Here is a 24037-nt window from a genome sequence, read left to right as displayed (position 1 = left end):
CAACGGCGCGTCGCGCACATTTGTGCGCGCCGTCTGCCGCAGCATAGCCGCTCATACGATCTCCTGCTCCGGATGCCTCGCGTGATCGGCTTCGCTCCTTCATGGAGACCGCGCTGCACGCTGCCCGGTTCCCGATGACGGCCGCGAACACGCGAAAGAGGACCCACCAGGGGTCCTCTTTCGTCTGGCTCCCCCGGCTGGACTCGAACCAGCAACCCTCCGGTTAACAGCCGAATGCTCTGCCAATTGAGCTACAGGGGATCGCGCTCCCCCGACTGGACTCGAACCAGTAACCTGCCGGTTAACAGCCGGCTGCTCTGCCAATTGAGCTACAGGGGATTGCTGCGTTGCACCGAACAGTCTCACCACCGGCCTTGCCAGGGGGCGACCGCCCGTTGCGAGACATACATTAGCGCAAGCAGGGGGGTGCTCCGCCAATCGGTATCGCCCCGGGTGCTCCCGGCCCCCCAGGTGGGCGGCAAGGCACCGACGCAGCAGGCAGGCAGCGACGCGGCACCGCGACGCAGAGCGATGCAGAAGGGTGGCAGGGATGCGCTACAGGATCACGTTCTTCGCCGGACTGGCCATCGGTTACGTCCTGGGCACGGCCGCCGGGCGGGAGCGCTACGAACAGCTGAAGAAGTCCGCCAGCCGGGTGGCCCAGAACCCGGCGGTGCGCAACGCCGCCGAGTCGGCCGCGCAGCAGGGGCGGCAGTACGCGGGCAAGGCGTTCGTGGCGGTGGGCGACCACCTGCCCCAGCGGCTGCACCGCGTGATGGGCAACGGCTCCGGCAAGGCCTCCGCGGACGACGACTGGGGCACCAGCAACACCTGAGGGACGCCGGTACGACACGCGCCGTTCGCCCGGCGACCGCCCGTCCCGTGACCTGGCCGCACGTGCGGCAGAATCGTTCACATGGGGATAGTCGCCGGGCTGGACAGCTCTTCCGCCTTCACTCGCATCGTCGTCTGCGACACCGACACCGGTGCCGTACTGCGCCAGGGGTACGCGGCCCATCCGCAGCCCGCGGGCGAGGCGAAGCCGACCGAGACCGACCCGCAGTCCTGGCTGCTCTCGCTGGGCGAGGCGGCCGGGGGCGGGCTGCTGGAGGGCGTCCAGGCGATCGGCGTCTCCGCCCAGCAGCACGGACTGCTCCCGCTCGACGCGCAGGGCGCCCTGGTGCGCCCCGCGCTGCTGGGCAGCAAGCGCGCCCAGGTGGCCGCGGCCGAGCTGATCGACGAGTTCGGCGGCCGGCAGGCCTGGGCCGAGGCGGTGGGCTGCGTCCCGCAGTCGGCCCAGCCGGTGGCGAAGCTGCGCTGGCTGGCGAAGAACGAGCCCGAGGCCGCCCGCCGCACCGCCGTGCTCATGCAGCCGCACGACTGGCTGGTCTGGCAGCTGCTGGGCCGCCCCGCCCGCCGCACCACCGACCGCGGCGCGGCCTCCGGCACCGGCTACTGGTCGGCGGCCACCGGCTCCTGGCGCCCCGACCTCGTCGAGCTGGCGCTGGGGCACGGCGCCGCGCTGCCCGAGGTGCTCGGCCCGGCCGACGCCGCGGGCACCACGCCCGAGGGGCTGCTGATCTCCGCCGGCACGGGCGAGACCCAGGCGGCCGCGCTCGGGCTCGGGCTGGGCCCGGGCGACGCCGTGGTCTCCCTGGGCGCCTCCGGGTCGGTGATGGCCGTCCACCACGAGGCCCTGTCCGAGCCGAACGGCCTGATCACCTCCCTCGCCGACGCCGCCGGCATGCACCTCCCGGTCGTGTACACGTCGAACGCGGTACGGACCCTGCGCGGCACCGCCGAGCTCCTCGGCACCGACCTCGAGGGCCTGAACGACCTCGCCCTGAAGTCCACCCCCGGCGCCCACGGCCTGGTGCTGCTGCCCTACCTGGAGGGCGAGCGGACCCCGGCCCTGCCGAACGCCGCCGGCACCCTCACCGGGCTGCGCCGCGACTCGATGAAGCCCGAGCACCTGGCACGGGCGGCGTTCGAGGGCATGCTGTGCGGGCTCGCGGACGCGCTGGACGTGCTGCGCGGCCGCGGCGCCGAGATCCGGCGGATCTTCCTGCTGGGTGCGGCCGCCGAGCTGCCCGCCGTGCAGGCGGCGGCGCCGGCGCTGTTCGGCACGCAGGTCGTCGTCCCGCAGCCGGCCGACTACGCGGCGCTGGGCGCGGCCCGGCAGGCCGCCTGGGCCCTCGGGGTCCAGCAGGGCACGCTCGCCCCGCACACCCCGCCGGCCTGGCAGGGCGCGGTGGCGCAGGTCTTCGAGCCGGGCGACGACCTCGCGGCCGGCCGGGCGGTGCGCCAGCAGTACGTCGCGACGCGGGAGCAGGTCCACCCCGGCGCCTTCTGAGCCGCCCGGACGGGTCGCCGGCGGGCGGCGGTGGAGGTCGGTCGCAGGGGGTCCTAGGACCACCGGCGACCGACCTCCGGCTTTTGAACCGCTTTTACGAAAACCGGTGGGGATCACGCCATCCGGTGACGCAAGATGATGGGTCGACCCCCCCGATCTTGCGACCCGGAGCCTGCGCGTGCTCATAAGACTTCTACGGACCCACCTCGGCCCGTACCGGAAACCCATCGCCCTGCTGGTGCTGCTCACGCTCCTGCAGACCAGCGCGACCCTGTACCTGCCGACCCTCAACGCCGACATCATCGACAACGGTGTCGTCAGCGGGGACACCGGCTACATCCTGACCTTCGGCGCCCTCATGCTGGGGATCAGCCTCGTCCAGCTGATGTGCAACATCGGCGCGGTGTACTTCGGCGCGCGCACCGCGGCCTCCCTGGGCCGGGACGTCCGGGCCGCCGTCTTCGCGCGCGTGCAGAGCTTCTCCGCGCGCGAACTCGGCCAGTTCGGGGCACCCTCGCTGATCACCCGGACGACGAACGACGTCCAGCAGGTCCAGATGCTGGCGCTGATGGCCTTCACCCTGATGGTGTCCGCGCCGATCATGTGCGTGGGCGGCATCATCATGGCGCTCTCGCTCGACCTGCAGCTCTCGCTCGTCCTCGTCGCGGTGGTCCCGGTGCTGGGCCTGGCGGTGGGGGCGATCGTCTGGAGGACGCGGCCGCTGTTCCGGTCGATGCAGACCCGCCTCGACACCGTGAACCGGGTGCTGCGCGAGCAGATCTCCGGCAACCGCGTGATCCGCGCCTTCACCCGTGACGCGTACGAGCAGAAGCGTTTCGGCCGTTCCAACACGGAGCTGACCGAGGTCTCGCTGTCCGCCGGGCGCCTGATGGCGCTGATGTTCCCGACCGTGCTCGTGGTCATCAACGTCTCGAGCGTGGCGGTCATCTGGTTCGGTGCGATCCGGATCGACAGCGGCGGCATGGAGATCGGTGCGCTGACGGCGTTCCTCGCCTACCTGATGCAGATCGTGATGTCCGTGATGATGGCCACCTTCATGTTCATGATGGTGCCGCGCGCCGAGGTCTGCGCCGAGCGGATCCAGGAGGTGCTCGGTACCGAGTCCTCGCTCGCTCCGCCGGCCGAGCCGGTGCGCGAGCTGGCCGGCCGCGGCTCGCTGGAGCTGCGCGGCACCGACTTCCGCTACCCCGGCGCCGAGGCGCCCGTACTCCACGGCGTGGACCTCGTGGCCCGCCCGGGCGAGACCACCGCCGTCATCGGCTCCACGGGCAGCGGCAAGTCGACGCTGCTCGGGCTGGTGCCCCGGCTGTTCGACGTGACCGGCGGCGAGGTACTGGTCAACGGTGCGGACGTGCGCCGCATCGACGGGGCGCTGCTGGCCCGTACGGTCGGCCTGGTGCCGCAGAAGCCGTACCTGTTCTCCGGGACCGTGGCGACGAACCTGCGGTACGGGCGCCCCGACGCGACCGACGAGGAGCTGTGGCGGGCGCTGGAGGTGGCCCAGGCCAAGGAGTTCGTCTCCGCGCTGGAAGGCGGCCTGAACGCGCCGATCACCCAGGGCGGCACGAACGTCTCCGGCGGCCAGCGCCAGCGCCTGGCGATCGCCCGGACGCTCGTCCAGCGCCCCGAGATCTACCTGTTCGACGACTCGTTCTCGGCCCTGGACTACGCGACCGACGCGGCGCTGCGCTCGGCGCTGTCCCGGGAGACCGAGGACGCGACGGTCGTCATCGTCGCCCAGCGCGTGTCGACCATCCGCGACGCCGACCGGATCGTGGTCCTGGACGAGGGCCGGGTCGTGGGCGTCGGCCGCCACCACGAGCTGATGGCGGACAACGAGACCTACCGGGAGATCGTCCTCTCCCAGCTGACGGAGGCGGAAGCCGCATGAGCGGGCCCGGCGGACGGATGATGATGGGACCGACCCAACGGTCCATGGACTTCAAGGGGTCCGGGAAGCGGCTGCTGGGGCAGCTGGCCGCGGACCGGCCCCGGCTGTGGGGCATGGTCGCCGCGGTCGTGGGCAGCGTCGCGGCCAGCGTGCTGGGCCCGAAGATCCTCGGGCAGGCCACCGACCTGGTCTTCGCGGGCATCGTGGGCCGCAGGATGCCGGCGGGCCTCACGAAGGAGCAGGCCCTGGCGGGCCTGCGCGCACGGGGTCACGGCGGCACGGCCGACATGCTGGCGGGCACCGACTTCACCCCGGGGCAGGGCATCGACTTCGCCGCGGTGGGCCGGGTCGCCCTGCTGGCGCTGGCGGTGTTCGCGGCGGCGGCCCTGCTGATGCTGGTCGCCACGCGGCTGTCGAACCGCGTCATGAACGGCATGGTCTTCCGGCTGCGCGAGGAGCTGCAGGCGAAGCTGTCGCGGCTGCCGCTGTCGTACTTCGACCAGCAGAAGCGCGGCGAGGTGCTGAGCCGGGCGACGAACGACATCGACAACATCGGGCAGACGCTCCAGCAGACCATGGGCCAGCTGCTGAACTCCCTGCTGACGATCGTCGGCGTGCTGGCGATGATGTTCTGGATCTCGCCGCTGCTGGCGCTGGTCGCGCTGGTGACGGTGCCGCTGTCGGTGGTGGTCGCCACGAAGATCGGCAAGCGGTCGCAGCCGCAGTTCGTGGCGCAGTGGAAGTCCACGGGTGCGCTGAACGCGCACGTGGAGGAGATGTACTCGGGCCACACCCTGGTGAAGGTCTTCGGTCGCCAGAAGGAGTCCGCGGACCTCTTCGCCGAGCAGAACGAGGCGCTGTACAGGGCCACGTTCAGGGCGCAGTTCGTCAGCGGTCTGATGCAGCCGGTGATGCTCTTCATCTCGAACATCAACTACGTGCTGGTGGCGGTGGTCGGCGGCCTGCGCGTGGCCTCCGGCACCCTGTCGATCGGCGACGTGCAGGCCTTCATCCAGTACTCGCGCCAGTTCTCGATGCCGCTGACGCAGGTGGCGTCGATGGCGAACCTGGTGCAGTCCGGCGTGGCCTCCGCGGAGCGGGTGTACGAGCTGCTGGACGCGCCCGAGCAGGAGGCCGAGCCGGCGGTGCCGGAGCGGCCCGAGGAGCTGCGCGGGCAGGTCACCTTCGAGAAGGTGGCGTTCCGGTACGACGCGGACAAGCCGCTGATCGAGGACCTGTCGCTGGCCGTCGAGCCGGGCAACACGGTCGCGATCGTGGGTCCGACCGGCGCGGGCAAGACCACGCTGGTCAACCTGCTCATGCGGTTCTACGAGGTGACCGGCGGGCGGATCGCGCTGGACGGGGTGGACATCGCGAAGATGACGCGCGAGGAGCTGCGTTCGGGCATCGGCATGGTGCTCCAGGACACCTGGCTGTTCGGCGGCACGATCGCGGAGAACATCGCGTACGGCGCCGCGCGCGAGGTGACCCGGGCCGAGATCGAGGCGGCGGCGCGGGCCGCGCACGCCGACCGGTTCATCCGTACCCTGCCGGACGGCTACGACACGGTGCTGGACGACGAGGGCCAGGGCGTGAGCGCGGGCGAGAAGCAGCTCGTCACGATCGCCCGGGCGTTCCTGTCGGACCCGGTGATCCTGGTGTTGGACGAGGCGACGAGCTCCGTCGACACCCGTACCGAGGTGCTCATCCAGAAGGCCATGGCGGGGCTGGCGCGCGGCCGGACCTCGTTCGTGATCGCGCACCGGCTGTCCACGATCCGCGACGCGGACGTGATCCTGGTGATGGAGAGCGGCGCGATCGTGGAGCAGGGCACGCACGAGGAGCTGCTGGCGGCGGACGGCGCGTACGCGCGCCTGTACGCGGCCCAGTTCGCGCAGGCGGTCGCCGAGGTCGACTGACCCGGGCGGTACGCACGAGGGCCGCGGCGCGGGCTCCCCGGAAGGGGGGCCGGTGCCGCGGCCCTTCGCGTACCGCCGGCCGCGTCACGGAGGCCGCGTAACGGAGGCCGCGTCCCGCCGGTCGGGGTTTCCGCGTGTCCCGTCAGTCGAGGTAGCCGCGCAGCTGGTCGGCGAAGGCGTGGTCGCGGAGCTTGTTGAGGGTCTTGGACTCGATCTGGCGGATCCGCTCGCGCGTGACGCCGAAGATGCGGCCGATCTCCTCCAGGGTGCGCGGCCGCCCGTCCATCAGCCCGTACCGCAGTTGGACGACCTTGCGCTCGCGCTCGCCGAGGGTGGACAGCACCGCCTCCAGGTGCTCGCGCAGCAGGAAGAAGGCGGCGGACTCCACGGGCGAGGCGGCGTCCCCGTCCTCGATGAGGTCGCCGAGGGCGACGTCGTCCTCCTCGCCGACGGGCGCGTGCAGGGACACCGGTTCCTGGGCGAGCCGCAGCACCTCGCTGACCCGCTCGGGGGCCAGCTCCAGGTGGCCGGCGACCTCCTCGGCGGTGGGCTCGTAGCCGCGCTCCTGGAGCATCCGGCGCTGCACGCGGATGACGCGGTTGATCAGCTCCACGACGTGGACGGGGACGCGTATGGTGCGGGCCTGGTCGGCGAGGGCGCGGGACATGGCCTGCCGGATCCACCAGGTGGCGTAGGTGGAGAACTTGAAGCCGCGGGCGTAGTCGAACTTCTCCACGGCCCGGATCAGGCCCAGGTTGCCCTCCTGGACCAGGTCGAGCATGGTCAGGCCGCGCCCCACGTACCGCTTGGCGACGGAGACGACCAGCCGCAGGTTGGCCTCGATGAGGCGGCGCTTGGCCATCCGGCCCATGACGACCAGCCGGTCGAGGTCGTGGGCGAGCCGGGTGTCGAGGTCCGGGGTGCTGCCGAGCTTCTCCTCGGCGAACAGGCCGGCCTCGACGCGGCGCGCCAGTTCCACCTCCTCCTCGGCGGTGAGCAGCGGTATCCGGCCTATCTCGCGCAGGTACTGGCGGAACAGGTCCGAGCCGGGCCCGCTGCCGTCACCGCTGCCGCTGCCGCGCTGCACGGGGAGGGCGGCCTCGCCGTAGGGTGCGTCGGGTCCGTCGGGGGCCTCGGCTCCGGGCGGCCCGTCGGGCCCGCCCGTTTCGTCCGGCTCATCGGTGCCGCCCGGTGCGCCCGGTGCGCCCGCCTCGTCGTACACCGCTCCGTCGGGCTCGTCGCCCGGCGTCCCGGGACCCGCTTCGTGGTGCTCCTCGGCCCGGCTCTGCGGGGACACGGCTTCACTCAGGGTCTGGGTCTGCACGGGGGCGACCTCCACGGCTCCGAATCCTCAGGCACCGCGACTCAGTGTGGGGTACGACACATCGCCGCCACGAGGGGCGTGCGAGCACTTTTTGAGTCCGGTGCGTGACCGGATGGTTACCCCCCGCCGGAGTGGCCGAAGCCGATCGCACGCATGTCCGGCCGCCGAGGGGCCCGGCCGGCCCCGCTGTCGGCGGCGCCTGCGAAGATCTCCGGCATGTCCGAGCACGAGCCGTACGAGACCCACGTGACCGTGCGCTGCGAGCCGGCCGAGCTCGCCCGCTGGGCCGCCCCGCGCGGCCTGAAGGTCACGCACATCGTCCTGTCCCGGGGCCGGACGCCCTCGCAGCCGATGCTGACCGTGCGCGGCGAGGGCCCGTACGCGGCCCGGCGCGCGGCCGCCGAGGAACTGGCGGCCGCCCTGCGGGCGGACGGCTTCGCCCCGGTCCGCGTCAAGATCGAGACCGTGCCGTGGTCGACGCAGCCGCCCGGCCCGGGCGGCGGGTACTTCGAGCACCACGTGAAGCTGCTGCTGCCCGCGGACTTCGACCGGCCGGCCCTGGAGGCCCTGGCGGTCGGGCACGCCGCGCACCTGTCGTGGAACGCGCGCCGGGCGGTGGCCGGCGGGAACCACGAGCGGTTCGTGACCCAGCGCTGCCACGGGGCGACCGCCGCGGAGGCGGACGCGGCCTGCGACGCGCTGGTGGCCGCGCTGACGGCGGCCGGGTACGGAATCCGCTCGGAGGAGCGGGAGCTGGTGGTGTACGACTCGGACCTGTCCGTGGACGCGGGCTGGATCGACGCGGACCGGACCGACGGGGACCGGATCGAGGAGGGGGCGGCGGTATGAGCGGGACGGGCCGGACGGGACACGGCGGGGAGCGGGATCCGCTGCTGGACCGGCTCAGGGAGGAGCTGCCCCGCACGACGACCGCCGGAACGGGCGTGCCCGACCGGGACCGGTTGGTGTTCGACCCGGCCCTCAAGCACTTCGACTACGGCTACCGCGCCGCCGATCCGACCGTGCCGCCGGCGCTGCGGCCGGCCTGGCAGGAGGCCCGCAAGCGGGTCCTGGCGCTCGTGCTGCGCGCGGTCTCCGAGTCCGGCTGGGCGGATTCGCTGGTGCTGCGCGGCAGCATGCTGATGGCGGCCTGGTTCGGGGAACGCGCCCGCGAACCGCACGACCTCGACTTCGTCGTCGTACCCCGGGACTGGGAGATCGGCGAGGAGCGCACCGGCCGGATGCTCGACTCCGTCGCGGCCGCCGCCGAACGGCTGGCCGCGGCGCACGGCGGGCTCACCCTGCGCGCGGCCGACGCCGTCGCGGAGGACATCTGGACGTACGAGCGGGTCCCGGGCCGGCGCCTGGTGCTGCCCTGGTCCGCGCCGGGGCTGCCGACCGGGCAGGTCCAGCTGGACTTCGTCTTCAACGAGCCGCTGCCCGAGGCGCCGGAGCCGGCCGTGGTCGCCGGCGTGCGGGTGCTCGCGGCCACGCGGGCTCTGTCCCTGGCGTGGAAGCTGGTCTGGCTGGGCTACGACTCCTACCCGCAGGGGAAGGACCTGTACGACGCGGTGCTGCTGGCCGAGTCCTGCGCGCTGCCGTACGAGCTGGTGCACGGCGTGTTCCGCGCGCACGAGGAGTGGTGGCCGAACGCACCGGACGCACCGCTCGACATCGAGGTGTTCGAGGACTTCCGGTACGTGGACTGGAAGGGCTTCCGCACGGACTACCCCGACGTCGACCCGGACGGGGGCCGGTACGGGGAGCGGCTGCTCGCGGTCCTGCGCCCGGTGTTCGGGCGGGAAGGTCAGGGCACGGCGGGGCGCCCCTGACCTAGAGCGCCGCCGCCCCGTTGTTGCGCAGGGACTGGCGGTACTGCTGGAGGACCCACAGCTCCTGCTCCACCGCCGCGATCCGGTCCGGCGGGGCCTGGCCGCCCATGCGAGCCATCGAGCCCTGGACCTCGTGGATGCGGCGGTCGACCGCGCGCAGCCGGACCTGGACGAGCTGGATGCCCGCGTACGTGTCGTCCACGGTCTTGGCGCGGATGGCCTCCACGGCCAGCTCGGTGACCAGGGCGCGGACGGTGTCGTCGGGCGCGGCGTCGCGGACCTTCGCGAGGTAGTCGTCCCCGCCCTGGGCCGCGCCGCCCGCGTCGGAGATGGCCTGGCGGACGGTCGCGTAGGGCGGAGCGGTGAACTCGTCGACCCCGTACGCGTCGAAGGTCGGCGAGACCAGTTCCGGCCGCTGGAGGGCGAGTTTGAGCAGTTCGCGCTCGGTCAGGTGGACCGGGTTGCGCAGGTTCAGCGCGGGTCCGGGGGTGCGTACGGCCGGCGCGGGCACGTTCTCGTACGCCGCCTGCGCGTTCCGCGGGGCGGACTGCGGCTTCGTGCCGCGCTCGCGCGCCCAACGGGCCAGCTGGGCGACCCGCTTGACCACGAACTGGGTGTCGAGGATGCCGAGCATGCCCGCGAGCTGGACCGCGGACTCGTGCTGGATGGCGATGTTCTTGATGTTCGCGACGACCGGCGCGGCCTCGTCCAGGGCCGCGGCCCGGCCGGCCGGGGTCTCCAGGTTGTGCCGCTGCACGATGTGCCGGAGGGCGAACTCGAAGAGCGGCGTCCGGGACTCCACGAGGGCGCTGACGGCCGTGTCGCCCTCGGCCAGGCGCAGCTCGCACGGGTCCATGCCGCCCGGCGTGATGGCGATGGAGGTCTCGGCGGCGAACTTCTGGTCGTCCTCGAAGGCCCGCAGGGCGGCCTTCTGGCCGGCCGCGTCGCCGTCGAAGGTGAAGACCACCTCGGCGCTCGCGTTGTCCATCAGCAGGCGGCGCAGGATCTTGATGTGCTCACCGCCGAAGGCGGTGCCGCAGGTGGCGATCGCGGTGGTCACCCCGGCCAGGTGGCAGGCCATGACGTCGGTGTAGCCCTCGACGACCACGGCCCGGGAGGTCTTCGCGATCTCCTTCTTGGCCAGGTCGATGCCGTACAGCACCTGGGACTTCTTGTAGATCGCCGTCTCGGGGGTGTTGAGGTACTTCGGGCCGTTGTCGTCCTCGCGCAGCTTGCGCGCGCCGAAGCCGACGACCTCGCCGCTGATGTCCCGGATGGGCCACATCAGGCGGCCGCGGAAGCGGTCGATGGGCTTGCCGCTGCGGCTGTCCTGGGCCAGGCCCGAGAGCAGCACCTCCTTGTCGGAGAAGCCGCGGCCGCGCAGGAAGCGGGTGAGGTGGTCCCAGCCGGCCGGGCTGTAGCCGACGCCGAAGTGGGCCGCCGCGGCCTGGTCGAAGCCCCGCTCGGCGAGGAACCGGCGGGCGATCTCCGCCTCGGGGCTCTCCAGCTGCTCGACGTAGTACTGGGCGGCGGCCTTGTGCGCCTCGACCAGCCGGATGCGCTCGCCGCGCCCGCTCTGGCCGGGGGTGTAGCCGCCCTCCTCGTACCGCAGGGTGATGCCGGCGAGGCCGGCGAGCCGCTCGACCGCCTCGGCGAAGGAGAGGTGGTCGATCTTCATGACGAAGTCGAGGGTGTCCCCGCCCGCCTGGCAGCCGAAGCAGTGGTACAGGCCCTTGCTCGGGCTGACCTGGAAGGACGGGGACTTCTCGTCGTGGAAGGGGCACAGGCCCTTGAGGTTGCCGCCGCCGGCGTTGCGCAGCTGGAGGTACTCGGACACCACGGCGTCGATCGGGACCGCGTCCCGGACCGCCTTCACGTCGTCGTCGTTGATCCTGCCTGCCACGCGTGAAGTCTACGGCCGGGGTCGGACGATCCCCGCAGGCGGTGGCACCCGGGCTAACCCTCCGTCGACGGGACCAGCGACGCGAGCGGTACGGACGGGTCGGCCAGGGCGGTGCGGTCGGGGCGGGCGCCGGTCCTGATCAGGGTCTGGATCGGCTCGACGACGTCCCACACGTTCATGTTCAGGCCCGCGATCACCCGGCCCTCGGCGAGCCAGAAGGCGATGAACTCGCGCTTGGCCGCGTCGCCGCGGATCAGCACCTCGTCGTAGGAGCCGGGCGGCGCGTACCCGGAGTACTCCATGCCCATGTCGTACTGGTCGGAGAAGAAGTACGGCACCCGGTCGTACGAGACCTCCTGACCGAGCATCGCGCGGGCCGCGGCCGGGCCGCCGTTGAGGGCGTTGGCCCAGTGCTCCACGCGCAGCGGGTGCCCGAGCAGCGGGTGGTGGGCGGCGGCCACGTCGCCGGCGGCGTGGATGTCGGGGTCGGAGGTGCGCAGGCCCGCGTCGACCGCGATGCCGCCGCCGTGCCCGCGCTCGGCGAGGGCGAGGCCGGCCGCCTCGGCGAGGGCGGTGCGCGGGACGGCGCCGATGGCGGCCAGGACGGCGTGCGCCGGGTGCTCGTCGCCGTCGGCGGTCCGGGCCGCCAGCACCATGCCGTCCTGGCCGACGATCTCCGCGAGCTGCGCGCCGAACCGGAACCGCACCCCGTGCTCGGCGTGCAGGTCGGCGAAGACCTGGCCCAGCTCGGGGCCGAGCACGGCGTACAGCGGGGAGGGCTGGGGCTCGATGACGGTGACCTCGGCGCCGTACCCGCGGGCGGCCGCGGCCACCTCCAGGCCGATCCAGCCCGCACCGGCGATCACCAGGTGGCCGTTGTCGCGACCGAGGCCGGACAGCACCCGGCGCAGCCGCTCGGCGTGCGCGAGGCGGCGCAGGTGGTGGACGCCGGCGAGGTCGGTGCCGGGGATGTCGAGGCGGCGCGGTTCGGCGCCGGTGGCCAGCAGCAGCTTGTCGTAGTGGACGACGGTGCCGTCGCCGAGGCGGACGGCCTTGTCGGCCCGGTCGATGTGGACGGCCGGCTGGCCGAGGTGCAGCTCGACGTCGGCCTGCGCGTACCAGGCGGGCTCGTGGACGAAGACGCTGTCGCGCTCTTCCTTGCCGGTGAGGAAGCCCTTGGACAGCGGTGGACGTTCGTAGGGATGGTCGCGCTCGTCGCAGACGAGGATCACGCGCCCGGTGAAGCCCTCGGACCTGAGCGTCTCGGCCGCCTTGGCCCCGGCCAGCCCTCCGCCGACGATGACGAACGTCCGGTGTGCGTCGACCACCTGATGCCTCCTCATTACCTCTGCGCCATGTGCGGCCTCTTGCGAGCCTCCCGCACCGAGCCGGGCTCGGGAAGAGGGAGTGGCCCGATCAGCCCACCCGGCGGGGTGCGCCGGCCGCCCGCACGCCGGGGGTCTTTTCGGCCACTTCCGTCGGGGGGGCGGGGTGTGCGGGATCCGGGCGTTCCACTCCGCTCCTGCCCGGTCGGCGCGGTTTCAGACGGTCCGGCTGCCCGCCCCGCGCCGCGTCGTGAGCCGGGCGTGCAGCGACAGGGCGGAGGCGTCGGTGAGCGAGGCGATCTGGTCGATCACCGCACGCTTGCGGGCCCGGTCGTCGGGGGCCGCGTCGAACAGGGCGCGGAACTGCGGGTCGAGGCCCTCGGGCGCCCGGGCCAGCAGCGCCCCGGCGAGCTCGGCCAGCAGGACGCGCTGCTCGGCGCGCAGCCGCTCCTGCGCCGCGCGCCGCATCACGTAGAGGTCGGCCACGGCCTTGAGGACGGCGCATTCGTTGCGGGTGGCGCGCGGGACGACGAGCTCGGCGGCGTACCGGGTCAGCCGGCCGGGCCCGTACGCCTCGCGCGTGGCGGTCTCGGCGGCCAGGCAGAAGCGGCCGATGAGCTGGCTGGTGGCGTCCTTCAGGCGGGCCTGGGCCACGGCGGAGCCGTCGTACCCGTGCGGCCACCAGTCCTCCTCGAGCAGGCGGTCGAGGGCCTCGCGCAGCTCCTCGGGGTCGGTGTCGGCGGGCACGTACCGGCCGACGGCGACGGCGAAGATGTCCCGGCGCTCGGGCTCGGCGAAGAGCAGGTTGGGGTCGAGGTGCCCGGCGTGCAGGCCGTCCTCGAAGTCGTGGACGGAGTACGCCACGTCGTCGGACCAGTCCATGACCTGGGCCTCGAAGCACTTGCGCTCGACGGGGGCGCCCCGGCGCAGCCACGCGAAGACGGGCAGGTCGTCGTCGTAGACGCCGAACTTGACCGAGTGGGGGTCGGTGGGGTGCTGGCCGCGCGGCCAGGGGTACTTGGTGGCGGCGTCCAGGGCGGCCCGGGTGAGGTTGAGGCCGACGCTGACGAGTGCGCCGCTCTCCGGGTCGGGCACGAAGCGCTTGGGTTCGAGGCGGGCGAGCAGGCGCAGGGACTGGGCGTTGCCCTCGAAGCCGCCGCAGTCGGCGGCGAAGTCGTTGAGCACCTCCTCGCCGTTGTGGCCGAACGGCGGGTGGCCCATGTCGTGGGCGAGGCAGGCGGTCTCGACCAGGTCGGGATCGCAGCCGAGGGCGGCGCCGAGCTCGCGGCCGACCTGGGCGCACTCGAGGGAGTGGGTGAGGCGGGTGCGGGGGCTGGCGTCCCAGTCCTGGGAGCTGCTCCCGGGGGTGACGACCTGGGTCTTCCCGGCGAGCCGGCGCAGCGCGGCGGAGTGCAGCACGCGTGCGCGGTCGCGTTGGAAGGCGGTGCGGCCGGGGCGCTTGTCGGGCTCGGCCGCCCAGCGTTCGGTGGCGGAGGGGTCGTACGTGTCGTGCGCGGTGCCTTCCATGCCTCGACGTTAACCGGACAGACCGACAATCCGGGATCAGGCGGACCGACAATCCGGGTTCTGGCCGGGACGGGATGGGTCGCGGCGGGGGCGGGGGCCGGTGTGCGGTCAGGCGGTGGCGAGTTCCGGCCGGAGGGTCGGGCAGGGGCGCGCCAGGGCCCGGTCGTAGCGGTGCAGGACCAGCCGGGCCAGGGCCGGGTGGTCGCCGAGCGGCTCGGCGGCGATGCCCGGTGCGGCCGCCGCGCTCTGCACGGCGAACCGGCCGGGGGCGGTGAAGTACGAGGCCACGGCGGCCCGGTGGTGCCCGCGCGCGGCCAGGGCACGGGCCGCCTCGGGCACGGTGGGGGCGGCGGCGGAGGCGTACGCGGGGACCACCGGGACCCCGCCGAGCCGCTCGGCGAGCGCGTCGGCGGTACGCCGGGTGTCGGCGGTGGAGCGGTGGTCGAGGGAGCCGGCCGCCGCCAGCACGACGGCCGTGCCCGGGGTCCAGCCGGCCTCGTCGAGCCGGTCGTACAGGGCCTCGACGAGCAGCGGGTGCGGGCCGAGCGGGTCGGCGGTGCGCACGTGCAGGTGGGCGGCGGTGGCGGCGGCCCGCGGGAGGTCGTGCGTGACGTGGTAGCCGCGCCCGAGCAGCAGCGGTACGAGCACGGCCGATCCGCCGGCCGGCAGCCCGGCGAGGACGGGGTCGAGCAGGGGCTCGCTCAGCTCGAGGTGGGCGAGGCGGGCGTCGAGGCGGGGGCGCAGCTCGCGGACGCGTCGGAGGAGGGCTTCGGCGGTGCGGCGGGCGCGCGGGTCCCGACTGCCGTGGGCCACGAGGACGAGGGTGGGCATGGGCGTGCTCCGGAAGGCCGGGCCCTCGGCGGACGCAGACCGCTGAGCCGGGTGCCGAGCTGCGCGGTGATGCTGCCGAACAGCTCGGCCGCGGTGCCGATGGGCGGGGAGGGGGGCGGCGGGGCGGGGCGGGCGCCGGGAAGGGCACCGCGGAAGGCATCGGGAAGGGCGTGGGGAAGGGCGTGGGGAAGGACGTCGGGAGGGGACAGGGTCTCGGGAGGGTGCACCGGCTCCGTCATGGACCGATCCTGACGGGTGTACGTTGCCGGGCCGTTGCGCGGCGGTGACGACTGTTTTCCAGCCGCTCACCCGGCACGTCACCCCGCACGTCAGGGGCCCGCGGGGGAACCTCCGGGCGGCCCGCGCGCGTCTGATCTTGTGTTCGGACGGACGCGGCGGCGGGGGAAAGGGGACGGCATGCGCGTGTGGCGGCGGATGACCCGGCGGGGGCGGCGGCGGGCCGTACAGCTCCTGATGGCGTTGTGCGTGGTGGCGCTGCTGCCCGCGACGTGGACGCACGCGGCGTCCGCCGGGCGGCTGCGCGACACGGCCGACGCGCCGGCCTCGGACGTGGCGGTGGTCTTCGGCGCGGGCCTGTGGAAGGGCCGCCCGACCCCGTACCTGGCCCGCCGGCTGGAGGCGGCCGCGGAGCTGTACCGGACCGGCAAGGTGAAGGCCGTGCTGGTCACGGGCGACAACAGCCGCGTCGAGTACGACGAGCCGAACGCGATGCGCGCGTACCTGACGCGGCAGGGCGTCCCGGACCACCGCATCGTCAGCGACTACGCCGGCTTCGACACCTGGGACTCCTGCGCGCGGGCCCGCCGGATCTTCGACGTCCGGCGGGCGGTCCTGGTCACGCAGGGCTTCCACATCCACCGTGCGGTGGCGCTGTGCGAGGCGGCGGGCATCGACGCGTACGGCGTCGGGGTCGACGACGTGCACGACGCCACCTGGTACTACGGCGGCGTCCGCGAGGTCTTCGCGGCGGGCAAGGCGGTGGTGGACGCCGTGCTGCGACCGGACCCGCACTTCCTGGGGCCGAAGGAGCAGGGCGTCACCACGATCCTCGCGCACTCCTGAGCCGGTTCGGGACCCACGGACGACTCACCCCTGCCAGAATATGACGACCAGTCATATCACCGGTGCGGATGGAGGGTCGGGCCATGAGCGGGACGGAGACAGGGCCGCAACGGGGCCGACTGCGGGTGGCGACGGGGACGGGGGCCGACTGGCCGGCAAGGTCGTGGTCGTCACGGGCGGCGCCCGCGGGCTGGGGGCCGCCACCGCGCGGGCCGTGGTCGAGGAGGGCGGCCTGGCGGTCGTCACCGACGTGCTGGAGGACGAGGGTCGCGCGACGGCGAAGGAGCTCGGCGCGCGCTTCGTCCGGCACGACGTGACCAGCGAGGAGGACTGGGCGGCGGCCCTCGCCGAGGCCGTCGCGGCCCACGGCCGGCTCGACGGCCTGGTCAACAACGCGGGCGTCCCGACCGGGGAACTGCTGGAGCACGAGAGCGTCGAGCACTTCCGCCGGGTCGTGGAGGTGAACCTGGTCGGCACCTTCATCGGCATCAAGGCGGCGGTCCCGCACCTGCGCGCGGCCGGCGGCGGCTCGATCGTCAACGTCTCCTCCGCCGCGGGCCTGACCGGCCTCGCCCTCACCGCGGGGTACGGCGCCTCGAAGTGGGGCGTCCGGGGCCTGTCGAAGATCGGCGCGCTGGAGCTCGCCGAAGCGGGCATCCGCGTGAACTCCGTCCACCCCGGCATGACCCTCACCCCGATGACGGCCCCGGTGGGCATCCAGGCCGGCCCGGGGCTCTTCCCCGCCGCCCCGCTGGGCCGGGTCGGCGTCCCGGAGGAGATCGCTTCGGCGGTCGCCTTCCTCCTCTCCGACGCCGCCGCCTACGTCACGGGCGCCGAACTCGCCGTGGACGGTGGCTGGACGGCCGGGATCACGCCGCGTCGGCTCCGGGGGGAGTGACCCGCCGTCATCCGGCGAGCCGGGCCAGGTCGACGTCGATGTCGAAGGGCACGCTCGTCTTCACACGCTCCCGGTGGATGCCCGTCGGGACGTAGGTGCGGGTCGTGTCGTCCAGCTCGTAGGCGTGGACCACCGGAAGGCCGTGCTCCTCCTCGACGCGCCAGAAGTGCCGGATCCCGGCGCGGGCGTACTTGAACGGCTTCGTCTCGCGGTCCCGCTCCTGCGACTCGTCGGAGACCACCTCCACGACGAGTGCCACCTCGTCCGGAAGGAAGCGCGTCCGGTCGGGGTCGTACGGGACGGTGGCGGCGACGATGTCGGGCTCGGGACGGCTCTTCTGGCTGAGCCGCACGGTCATCTGCGCCTCGACCGTGCTCCCGTCCGGCGCCTGGTCCTCCAGCGAGGACGTCAGGCGACGGATGATGCGATCGTGCCACGACCGCTGGGGCGACATCATGAAGATCAGCGCTCCGTCGATCAGTTCCGTGTGTCGGGGCAGGTTCGGGATGTGGTCGAGGTCGTCGGCCTCCCAACCGCTCGGGCGCGGCGGGTAGAGCCACTCGGGAAGCGTGGCGGTCATCGTGTCCTCCAGTCCTGACCCCGCCAGCCTAGCCACGCCGGACCCCGGCGCGGGCGGTGTCGGGGTGGCCTCGCTTCGGAGCGGTGCGCCGTGGTGCTGCCCCGCGGAGCCTCCTGTGCGGGTCCCCCCGGCTGCCGGCTCCATGGCGGTGCCGGGTGGGCCGTGTGGTGTGTGGGGGAGGCGCTTGACGGGGGTGGCAGGCTGGACCGGAGGCAGGCCCGGGCCGAGGGGGGCCGCAGGCCCGGCCGAAGCCCCGAAGCCCTCGGGGTGGGCCTGCCGCAGGGCCTGCAGGCCGCCCCCGTCAAGCGCCGAGGGGACCCACACGGCCCACCCCCCGAAGCGAGCCCACCCCGACCCCGGCATCCCCCCGAAGCCGGCCCGAGCCCCACCCCCGCTCCCCTCTCCCGCCCCCGCCCCGCCCCGCCCCAGCCCCAGCGGCTCACCGCCCCCGCCCCCGCACTGGGAGGTCGGCGTACCCACGGCGTAACGCGGGGCCGCGACCAGGCGTAACAGCCGCGCCGCAGGCTGGACGGCATGCACCCCGCGACGGCGACCCCGACCCACTGCCCGTACTGCGCCCTGCAGTGCGGGATGAACCTGGCCCCCGGCCGGGGCGAGAGCCCGCTCGCCGTCGAGGAGCGGACCGACTTCCCCGTCAACCGCGGGGCGCTGTGCGGCAAGGGCCGCACCGCCCCCGCCCTGCTCTCCTCCCGGGTCCGCCTCACCGAGCCCCTGATCCGATCCCACGCCACGGGCAGGCTCGAACCGGTCACCTGGGAGGAGGCCCTCGACACCGTCGCCGAGGGCCTGGACCGGAACCGCCGCGCGCACGGCGCGGACGCCGTCGCGGTGTTCGGCGGCGGCGGGCTGACGAACGAGAAGGCGTACGCGCTGGGCAAGTTCGCCCGGGTCGCGCTCGGCACGAGCCAGATCGACTACAACGGCCGCTTCTGCATGTCCTCGGCGGCCGCGGCCCACCAGCGGGCCTTCGGCCTCGACCGCGGCCTGCCGTTCCCGCTGGCCGACGTCCCCAAGACCGGCTGCGTGATCCTCGTGGGCTCCAACCTCGCCGAGACCATGCCCCCGGCCCTGCGCTACCTCACGGAGCTCAAGGAGAACGGCGGCACCCTGATCGTCGTCGACCCCCGTCGCACCCGCACCGCCGAACAGGCCGACCTGCACCTCGCCCCGCGCCCCGGCACGGACCTGGCGCTCGCGCTCGGCCTGCTGCACCTGATCGTCGCGGAGGGGCGCACGGACGAGGAGTTCATCGCCGAACGCACCACCGGCTGGCCTACCGCCCGCGCCGCCGCCATGGCCCACTGGCCCGAGCACGTCGAGCGCGTCACCGGGATCCCCGTGCCCAAGCTCCGCGAGGCGGTACGGATGTTCTGCGCGCCCGAGTCGGCCATGGTGCTCACCGCCCGCGGGCCCGAGCAGCAGTCCAAGGGCACCGACACGGTCGGCGCGTGGATCAACCTGTGCCTGGCCACCGGCCGGGCCGGCCGCCCGCTGTCCGGGTACGGCTGCCTCACCGGCCAGGGCAACGGCCAGGGCGGCCGCGAGCACGGCCAGAAGGCCGACCAACTGCCCGGCTACCGCAAGCTCACCGACCCCGCCGCCCGGGCGCACGTCGCCGAGGTGTGGGGAGTGGACGCGGACGACCTGCCCGGGCCGGGCCGCAGCGCGTACGAGCTCCTCGACGCCCTCGGTACGGACACCGGGCCGCGCGCCCTGCTGCTGATGGGCTCCAACCCGGTGGTCTCCGCCCCGCGCGCGGGCCACGTCGAGGAGCGGCTGCGCGCCCTGGACTTCCTCGCGGTCGCCGACGTCGTGCTCTCCGAGACCGCGGCCATGGCGGACGTGGTGCTCCCGGTGACCCAGTGGGCGGAGGAGACCGGCACCACCACCAACCTGGAGGGCAGGGTGCTGCTGCGCCGCCGGGCGCTGACGCCCCCGCCGGGGGTGCGCAGCGACCTGGAGGTGCTGCACGGCCTCGCCGCCCGGCTCGGGTCCGGGCACGGCAAACCGGACCTGGAGAAGAAGTTCCCCACCGACCCGGCCGAGGTCTTCGCCGAGCTGGGCCGCGCCTCGGCGGGCGGCCCGGCCGACTACGCGGGCATCGACTACGGGCGCATCGCCCGCGAGGACGGGGTGTTCTGGCCCTGCCCGACCGCCGACCACCCGGGAACACCCCGGCTGTTCCTGGACCGGTTCGCCACCGAGGACGGCCGGGCCCGGTTCGTTCCCGTCGAGCACCGGGCGGCCGGCGAGGAGCCGGACACCGCCTACCCGCTGCTGCTCACCACGGGGCGGGTGGTCGCGCAGTACCAGTCCGGGGCCCAGACCCGTCGGGTCGACGAGCTCAACGCGGCCGCGCCCGGGCCGTTCGTGGAACTGCACCCGCGGCTCGCGGAGTCGCTGGGCGCCGTGGAAGGACAGCCGCTCGCGGTGGTCTCGCGACGCGGGCGGGCGGTGGCCCCGGCCCGGATCACGGACACGATCCGGGCGGACACGGTGTTCATGCCCTTCCACTGGCCCGGCGAGGGGCGCGCCAACACCCTGACGAACCCCGCGCTCGACCCGGTGTCGCGGATGCCGGAGTTCAAGGTGTGCGCGGTGCGCGTGGAGACGGTGGGTTCGGCGGGGACCACGCCGGAGGCCGGCGCCACCACGACGGACGCCGCCGCCTGAGCGGCCGGCACGTGGGCGGCCGCCGCCTGAGCGGCCGCCACCACGCTGCCGGCGCCCGCTAGCGGTCCAGCCAGTCCCCGCTGGCTATCAGCCGCCCGGAGGCCCGCAGCCGCCGGGCGAGCGGCTGCGCGGCGAGGTACACCCACGCCTGCGCCGTGGTGCCGTCGGCGCGCACCGCCGGCCGGGGCAGCCGGTCGTACACGTTCTGCGGCCGGCCCGGCCCGTAGTAGTCCTCCAGCCGGTCCAGTACGCCGAGCAGCTCGCCGTACAGCCCCTCCGCGGGCGTGATCAGCGCGCCCACCACCGGCCCCGCCGGGTCGTCCGCCGCCGCCTCGACGGCGTACGGCCAGCCCGGGCCCTCGTACAGGACGGCGCCCGGCAGCCGGGCCGGCTCCTCGGCGGCGGTCCGGCCGGCCAGGTAGCGGTCGTGGTTGTACTCTCCCGGGCGCAGCGTCCCGTAGACGAAGAAGGGCAGCTCCGTACGGTTCACTCGCCCCGCACCTCCGCCGCCGCCCAGGCCCGGTAGCCGGCCGCGGCGCGCACCACGGGGGTGGCGATGACCTCGGGGGTGTCGTACGGGTGGGCGGCCAGCAGGTGCGCCTCCAGGGCCGGGTACGCGTCCTCGGTCGTCTTGAACACGACCTGCCACTCCTCGGCGGTCCGCACCTCGCCCTCCCAGCGGTAGACGGAGGTCACCGGCCCGCCGATCTGGGCGCAGGCGGCGAGGCGCGCCTCGACCGCGCCCCGGGCCAGGTCCTGTGCGACCTCCGCCGCGTCGACGGTGGTGAGCACGGTCAGGATGGGCCGTTCGACCGGTGTCACGGGGCCTCCCTCGGTTGTGGTGGGGGTCCCGGCCCGGCTGCGGCCGGGGACCCGCCGGTGTGTGCGGTGGTGCGGCGGTTGCGCGTCCGCGGAGTCCGCGGGCGCGTCGATCGGGTGCCCCTCGATTGTCGCGGTCGCCCGCCCGGGCCCGGCACCCGGATCGGCCCACCGCGGCCGGACCGCGGCGCCACGACGGACCCGGGCCGCCGGCCCACCGTCGGGGCTGCCCGACCCCCGACGCCCCGTCATCCGGCAGGGCGGGGCGCAGCGGTCACCGTCACCCGGTTGGGGCGGGCCTCCCCGGGTTGGCGGAACGGGGCCTCGGCAACGCTCTGACGTGCGGGTACGCGGCGACGGACGCGCGACACGCCGGGGCCGCCGGACGCGGTCGGTCCGGCTCGGCAGGCACGGACGCTCCGGCCGCCCTTTCCTCGGAAATGACCCACCGCGGCCCCGAGGAGCGACATGCGCAGCCCCCGCCTCATCACCGGCACCCTGATCGCCATCGCCCTGCTCGGCCCCGCCGGCGCCGCCTCCGCCGGGGAGTTCGCCGACCTGGAGGTCAGCCCCCGGTCCGCCGAGCCCGGCGCGACCGTCACCGTCAACACCACGGCCTGCGGCCCGGGCGGGACGGCGGACGGGGACGCCACCATGGTCGGCGGCGGCCGGTTCCGGCTGGCCGCGACCACGCACAAGGAGGACGTGGTCGGCCAGTTCAAGGTCGGCCGCGACACCCCGCCGGGCACCTACCCCATCGGAGCCACCTGCACGAACGGCAAGTTCGCCACCGGCGACCTGGTCGTCACGGCGGGCAGCCACGACGTGCAGGGCCACAACCAGGGCCAGGGCCACAGCCAGGGGCAGGGACACGACCAGGGGCAGGGACGCGACCAGGGCCAGGCCGGTCACGACCAGGGCCAGGGCCGTGACGAGGGCGGCGGGCGCCTCCCGCACGGCCACGTCGAGACCGGTGTCGGCGGGGGCACCACCACCGAGACCGACCCCGCCAAGATCGCGGCAGGCGCGGCCCTTCTGGCCGCGGCCGCCGTCGGCGGTGCCTGGGTCCTGCGTCGCCGGGCGAGCGGCACGCGGACCTGACGCGGCGGAGCGGCACCGTACCCGCGCGGCCCGGCCGGACCCGGCACGACCGTCCCTGCCCCAGGACAGGGACCGTCCCGCCCCCGGCCGTGCCCGCGGCCCGACGGACCGCTCCCCCGGCACCGTCCCCCGCCGCCCCGCTCCGCGCGCGTCCCCGCCGCGGAGCCGGGCGGCGGCCCACCCGCCCACCTCACCGAGGCCTCACCGAGGGGGTAGGCCCCATGCACCGCGATCCACGCACCGCGCGCCGCGGCGGGCTCCTCGCCATCGCCGCGTGCACCGGGATCTGGCTGATCAGCAGCGGCTCCGCCGAGATCGTGAACCCGCCCCAGCCCGCACCCGCCGAGGCCCGCGGCTCCGACCCCGCCGCGGCGGCGTACGGCCGGACCGTCGCCCCGCTGCCCGCCGCCCCGCCGCTGCGCATCCGGATCCCGGCCATCGGGGTCGATGCCGCGCTCACGGGGCTCGGCCTGCGTCCCGACGGCCGCCTCGAAGTGCCCCCGCCGGAGCGCCACGACCTGGCCGGCTGGTACCGGGACGGGACGGCGCCCGGGGCGGCGGGCGCCGCGATCGTGGCCGGACACGTGGACGACGCACGCGGGCGGTCGGTCTTCTACGACCTGGGCGCGCTGCACCGCGGCGCGGCCGTCGAGGTGCCGCGCCGGGACGGGCGCACCGCGGTGTTCACGGTCTACGCCGTCGAGGTGTACGACGCTTCCGCCTTCCCGGACGCGCGCGTGTACGGGCCGGTCCCGCGCGCCGAGCTGCGCGTGATCACCTGCGGCGGCGGCTTCTCCCCACGCACCGGCTACCGCGGGAACGTGGTGGTCTTCGCCCGGCTGACGGGCACGTACTGACGCACCGACGGCCGCGTCAGCGCCCCGGAACGCCCCCGGCGACGTCCGCGGGCTGCCATGCGACCCACTGGTCGTGCCCCAGCTTGACCACCAGGACGCACACCACCGTCAGCAGCACGACCCGCACGAACCCGCTGCCCTTCTTGAGGGCCATCCGCGCCCCCAGCATCCCGCCGCCCAGGTTGAACACCGCCATCAGGGCGGCCAGCTTCCACAGCACGACCCCCTGGTACGAGAACATCGCCAGGGCGCCGAGGTTGGTGCAGACGTTGACGATCTTCGTGGTCGCGGAGGCGGTCACGAGGTCGAGGTGCAGCAGGGCGGTCAGCGCGAGCACCAGGAACGTCCCGGTACCCGGCCCGAACAGCCCGTCGTAGAAGCCGATCCCACAGCCCGCGAGCAGGATCGCGAGCAGGATCCGCCGCCGCGTCACCGGCCCGCTCGCCGGCGCGGTCCCGAAGGCCGGCTTGAAGATCACGAATCCGGCGACCAGCACGAGCACCACCATCACCGCGGGCCTCAGCACGTCCTTGCTGATCCCGCCCGCGAGCAGCGCCCCGGCCGCCGACCCGAGCAGCGCCGCACCCCCGATGCGCACGGCGAGCCGGACGTCGACCGGCGCCTTCCGCACGTACGTGATCGCGGCCCCCGTCGTACCGACGACGCTGACGGCCTTGTTGGTGGCCAGGGCGTAGGTCGGGGCCAGGTTCCCGGGCAGCCCCACCATGAGCGCGGGCAACTGGATCAACCCGCCCCCGCCGACCACGGCATCGACCCAGCCGGCTCCCGCGGAAGCCAGGCACAACAACACGATCACGTTCAGCGATATGTCGGGCATGCCGCGACCCTAGGAAGCGGATGCGTGCACGGTCCATCGATTTGCGCGAGTCTTGAGCTTCGCCACTCCACTCCCACCCGGACCACCGCCTCCTTGGCGGTGCCGAAGGAAGCCCGCGCTACACGGCCCCCCACCCCGGCAGCCGAATCCTTGGCGGTGGCTGGTGGGTCCCGTGGTGTGTGGGGGAGGCGCTTGACAGGGGTGGCAGGCTGGTCCGGAGGCAGGCCCGGGCCGAGGGGGG

General features: G+C 74.3%; 20 protein-coding genes and 2 tRNA genes. 11 read left to right on the top strand and 11 right to left on the bottom strand.

Translation table 11 applies throughout. The features are described 5' to 3' along the window. Nucleotides 1-185: 185 nt before the first annotated feature. A tRNA-Asn gene (locus ACIQCH_RS22500) sits at nt 186-261 on the bottom strand. 5 nt (nt 262-266) lie between these two features. Beyond that, nucleotides 267-339 (bottom strand) — tRNA-Asn (locus ACIQCH_RS22495). A 211-nt stretch (nt 340-550) separates the two neighbouring features. On the opposite strand from ACIQCH_RS22495, the gene ACIQCH_RS22490 reads away from it, so the two are divergent. From ACIQCH_RS22490 to ACIQCH_RS22475, 4 genes are all read left to right on the top strand, one after another. Continuing rightward, complete coding sequence (locus ACIQCH_RS22490) at nt 551-835, top strand: YtxH domain-containing protein (RefSeq protein WP_402583441.1); 285 nt, start codon at nt 551-553, stop codon at nt 833-835. A gap of 81 nt (nt 836-916) precedes the next feature. After that, entirely contained in the window at nt 917-2353 is a 1437-nt protein-coding gene (locus ACIQCH_RS22485; RefSeq protein WP_402583439.1) for an FGGY family carbohydrate kinase, read from the top strand. A gap of 178 nt (nt 2354-2531) precedes the next feature. Beyond that, nucleotides 2532-4265, top strand: coding sequence for an ABC transporter ATP-binding protein (locus ACIQCH_RS22480; RefSeq protein WP_402583437.1), 1734 nt, complete (start codon nt 2532-2534; stop codon nt 4263-4265). Then, nucleotides 4262-6184, top strand: a complete 1923-nt coding sequence (locus ACIQCH_RS22475) for an ABC transporter ATP-binding protein (RefSeq protein ID WP_402583435.1) — start codon at nt 4262-4264, stop codon at nt 6182-6184. The genes ACIQCH_RS22480 and ACIQCH_RS22475 overlap by 4 nt, the downstream gene beginning before the upstream one ends. A 142-nt stretch (nt 6185-6326) precedes the next feature. Here the strand turns inward: ACIQCH_RS22475 and ACIQCH_RS22470 are convergent, their stop codons facing one another. Next, nucleotides 6327-7523, bottom strand: coding sequence for a sigma-70 family RNA polymerase sigma factor (locus ACIQCH_RS22470; protein ID WP_402583433.1), 1197 nt, complete (start codon nt 7521-7523; stop codon nt 6327-6329). Between the two features lie 201 nt (nt 7524-7724). Between ACIQCH_RS22470 and ACIQCH_RS22465 the strand changes: the two genes are divergently transcribed. Both ACIQCH_RS22465 and ACIQCH_RS22460 read left to right on the top strand, forming a co-directional pair. Further along, complete coding sequence (locus tag ACIQCH_RS22465; protein ID WP_402583431.1) at nt 7725-8357, top strand: hypothetical protein; 633 nt, start codon at nt 7725-7727, stop codon at nt 8355-8357. Then, nucleotides 8354-9340, top strand: a complete 987-nt coding sequence (locus ACIQCH_RS22460) for a nucleotidyl transferase AbiEii/AbiGii toxin family protein (RefSeq protein WP_402583429.1) — start codon at nt 8354-8356, stop codon at nt 9338-9340. The genes ACIQCH_RS22465 and ACIQCH_RS22460 overlap by 4 nt, the downstream gene beginning before the upstream one ends. A gap of 1 nt (nt 9341) precedes the next feature. Here ACIQCH_RS22460 and dnaG read toward each other — a convergent pair whose 3' ends face one another. The 4 genes from dnaG to ACIQCH_RS22440 form a co-directional block, all read right to left on the bottom strand. After that, nucleotides 9342-11243, bottom strand: coding sequence for a DNA primase (gene dnaG, locus ACIQCH_RS22455; protein WP_402583427.1), 1902 nt, complete (start codon nt 11241-11243; stop codon nt 9342-9344). 53 nt (nt 11244-11296) lie between these two features. Then, nucleotides 11297-12571, bottom strand: a complete 1275-nt coding sequence (locus ACIQCH_RS22450; RefSeq protein ID WP_402583425.1) for an NAD(P)/FAD-dependent oxidoreductase — start codon at nt 12569-12571, stop codon at nt 11297-11299. Between the two features lie 213 nt (nt 12572-12784). After that, nucleotides 12785-14095, bottom strand: a complete 1311-nt coding sequence (locus ACIQCH_RS22445; protein WP_402583424.1) for a deoxyguanosinetriphosphate triphosphohydrolase — start codon at nt 14093-14095, stop codon at nt 12785-12787. Nucleotides 14096-14203: 108 nt separating this feature from the next. Further along, the gene (locus tag ACIQCH_RS22440) at nt 14204-14926 is read right to left on the bottom strand and encodes a sirohydrochlorin chelatase (RefSeq protein WP_402583422.1); all 723 of its coding nucleotides are present in this window, start codon (nt 14924-14926) and stop codon (nt 14204-14206) included. A gap of 417 nt (nt 14927-15343) precedes the next feature. Here ACIQCH_RS22440 and ACIQCH_RS22435 point away from each other — a divergent pair, with 417 nt between their 5' ends. Both ACIQCH_RS22435 and ACIQCH_RS22430 read left to right on the top strand, forming a co-directional pair. Next, nucleotides 15344-16009, top strand: a complete 666-nt coding sequence (locus ACIQCH_RS22435; RefSeq protein ID WP_402583420.1) for a vancomycin high temperature exclusion protein — start codon at nt 15344-15346, stop codon at nt 16007-16009. A gap of 163 nt (nt 16010-16172) precedes the next feature. Further along, nucleotides 16173-16907 (top strand): SDR family oxidoreductase, encoded by a 735-nt coding sequence (locus ACIQCH_RS22430; protein WP_402583419.1) that lies wholly within the window; start codon nt 16173-16175, stop codon nt 16905-16907. A gap of 7 nt (nt 16908-16914) precedes the next feature. On the opposite strand, the gene ACIQCH_RS22425 is transcribed toward ACIQCH_RS22430, so the two are convergent. Further along, a complete protein-coding gene (locus ACIQCH_RS22425) occupies nt 16915-17487 on the bottom strand; it encodes a Uma2 family endonuclease (RefSeq protein ID WP_402583417.1) in 573 nt (190 codons plus the stop codon). Between the two features lie 534 nt (nt 17488-18021). Between ACIQCH_RS22425 and ACIQCH_RS22420 the strand changes: the two genes are divergently transcribed. Continuing rightward, nucleotides 18022-20181: a molybdopterin oxidoreductase family protein gene (locus tag ACIQCH_RS22420; RefSeq protein WP_402583415.1), complete on the top strand. Its 2160-nt coding sequence runs from the start codon at nt 18022-18024 to the stop codon at nt 20179-20181. Nucleotides 20182-20239: 58 nt separating this feature from the next. Here the strand turns inward: ACIQCH_RS22420 and ACIQCH_RS22415 are convergent, their stop codons facing one another. Together ACIQCH_RS22415 and cutA are read right to left on the bottom strand one after the other, a co-directional pair. Then, nucleotides 20240-20671 (bottom strand): gamma-glutamylcyclotransferase family protein, encoded by a 432-nt coding sequence (locus ACIQCH_RS22415; protein ID WP_402583413.1) that lies wholly within the window; start codon nt 20669-20671, stop codon nt 20240-20242. Further along, nucleotides 20668-21003: a divalent-cation tolerance protein CutA gene (gene cutA, locus ACIQCH_RS22410; protein WP_402583411.1), complete on the bottom strand. Its 336-nt coding sequence runs from the start codon at nt 21001-21003 to the stop codon at nt 20668-20670. The genes ACIQCH_RS22415 and cutA overlap by 4 nt, the downstream gene beginning before the upstream one ends. 465 nt (nt 21004-21468) lie before the next feature. Here cutA and ACIQCH_RS22405 point away from each other — a divergent pair, with 465 nt between their 5' ends. Both ACIQCH_RS22405 and ACIQCH_RS22400 read left to right on the top strand, forming a co-directional pair. After that, a complete protein-coding gene (locus ACIQCH_RS22405) occupies nt 21469-22101 on the top strand; it encodes a hypothetical protein (RefSeq protein ID WP_402583409.1) in 633 nt (210 codons plus the stop codon). A gap of 221 nt (nt 22102-22322) precedes the next feature. Continuing rightward, on the top strand, nt 22323-22958 hold the full coding sequence (locus tag ACIQCH_RS22400; protein WP_402583407.1) for a class F sortase: 636 nt from the start codon (nt 22323-22325) through the stop codon (nt 22956-22958). 16 nt (nt 22959-22974) lie between these two features. Here ACIQCH_RS22400 and ACIQCH_RS22395 read toward each other — a convergent pair whose 3' ends face one another. After that, on the bottom strand, nt 22975-23796 hold the full coding sequence (locus tag ACIQCH_RS22395) for a sulfite exporter TauE/SafE family protein (RefSeq protein ID WP_402583405.1): 822 nt from the start codon (nt 23794-23796) through the stop codon (nt 22975-22977). Nucleotides 23797-24037: the final 241 nt, after the last annotated feature.

Origin of the sequence: Streptomyces sp. NPDC093225 (assembly GCF_044753805.1) — a bacterium.
Classification (GTDB): domain Bacteria; phylum Actinomycetota; class Actinomycetes; order Streptomycetales; family Streptomycetaceae; genus Streptomyces.
This window is presented reverse-complemented; position numbering and strand designations above follow the sequence as displayed.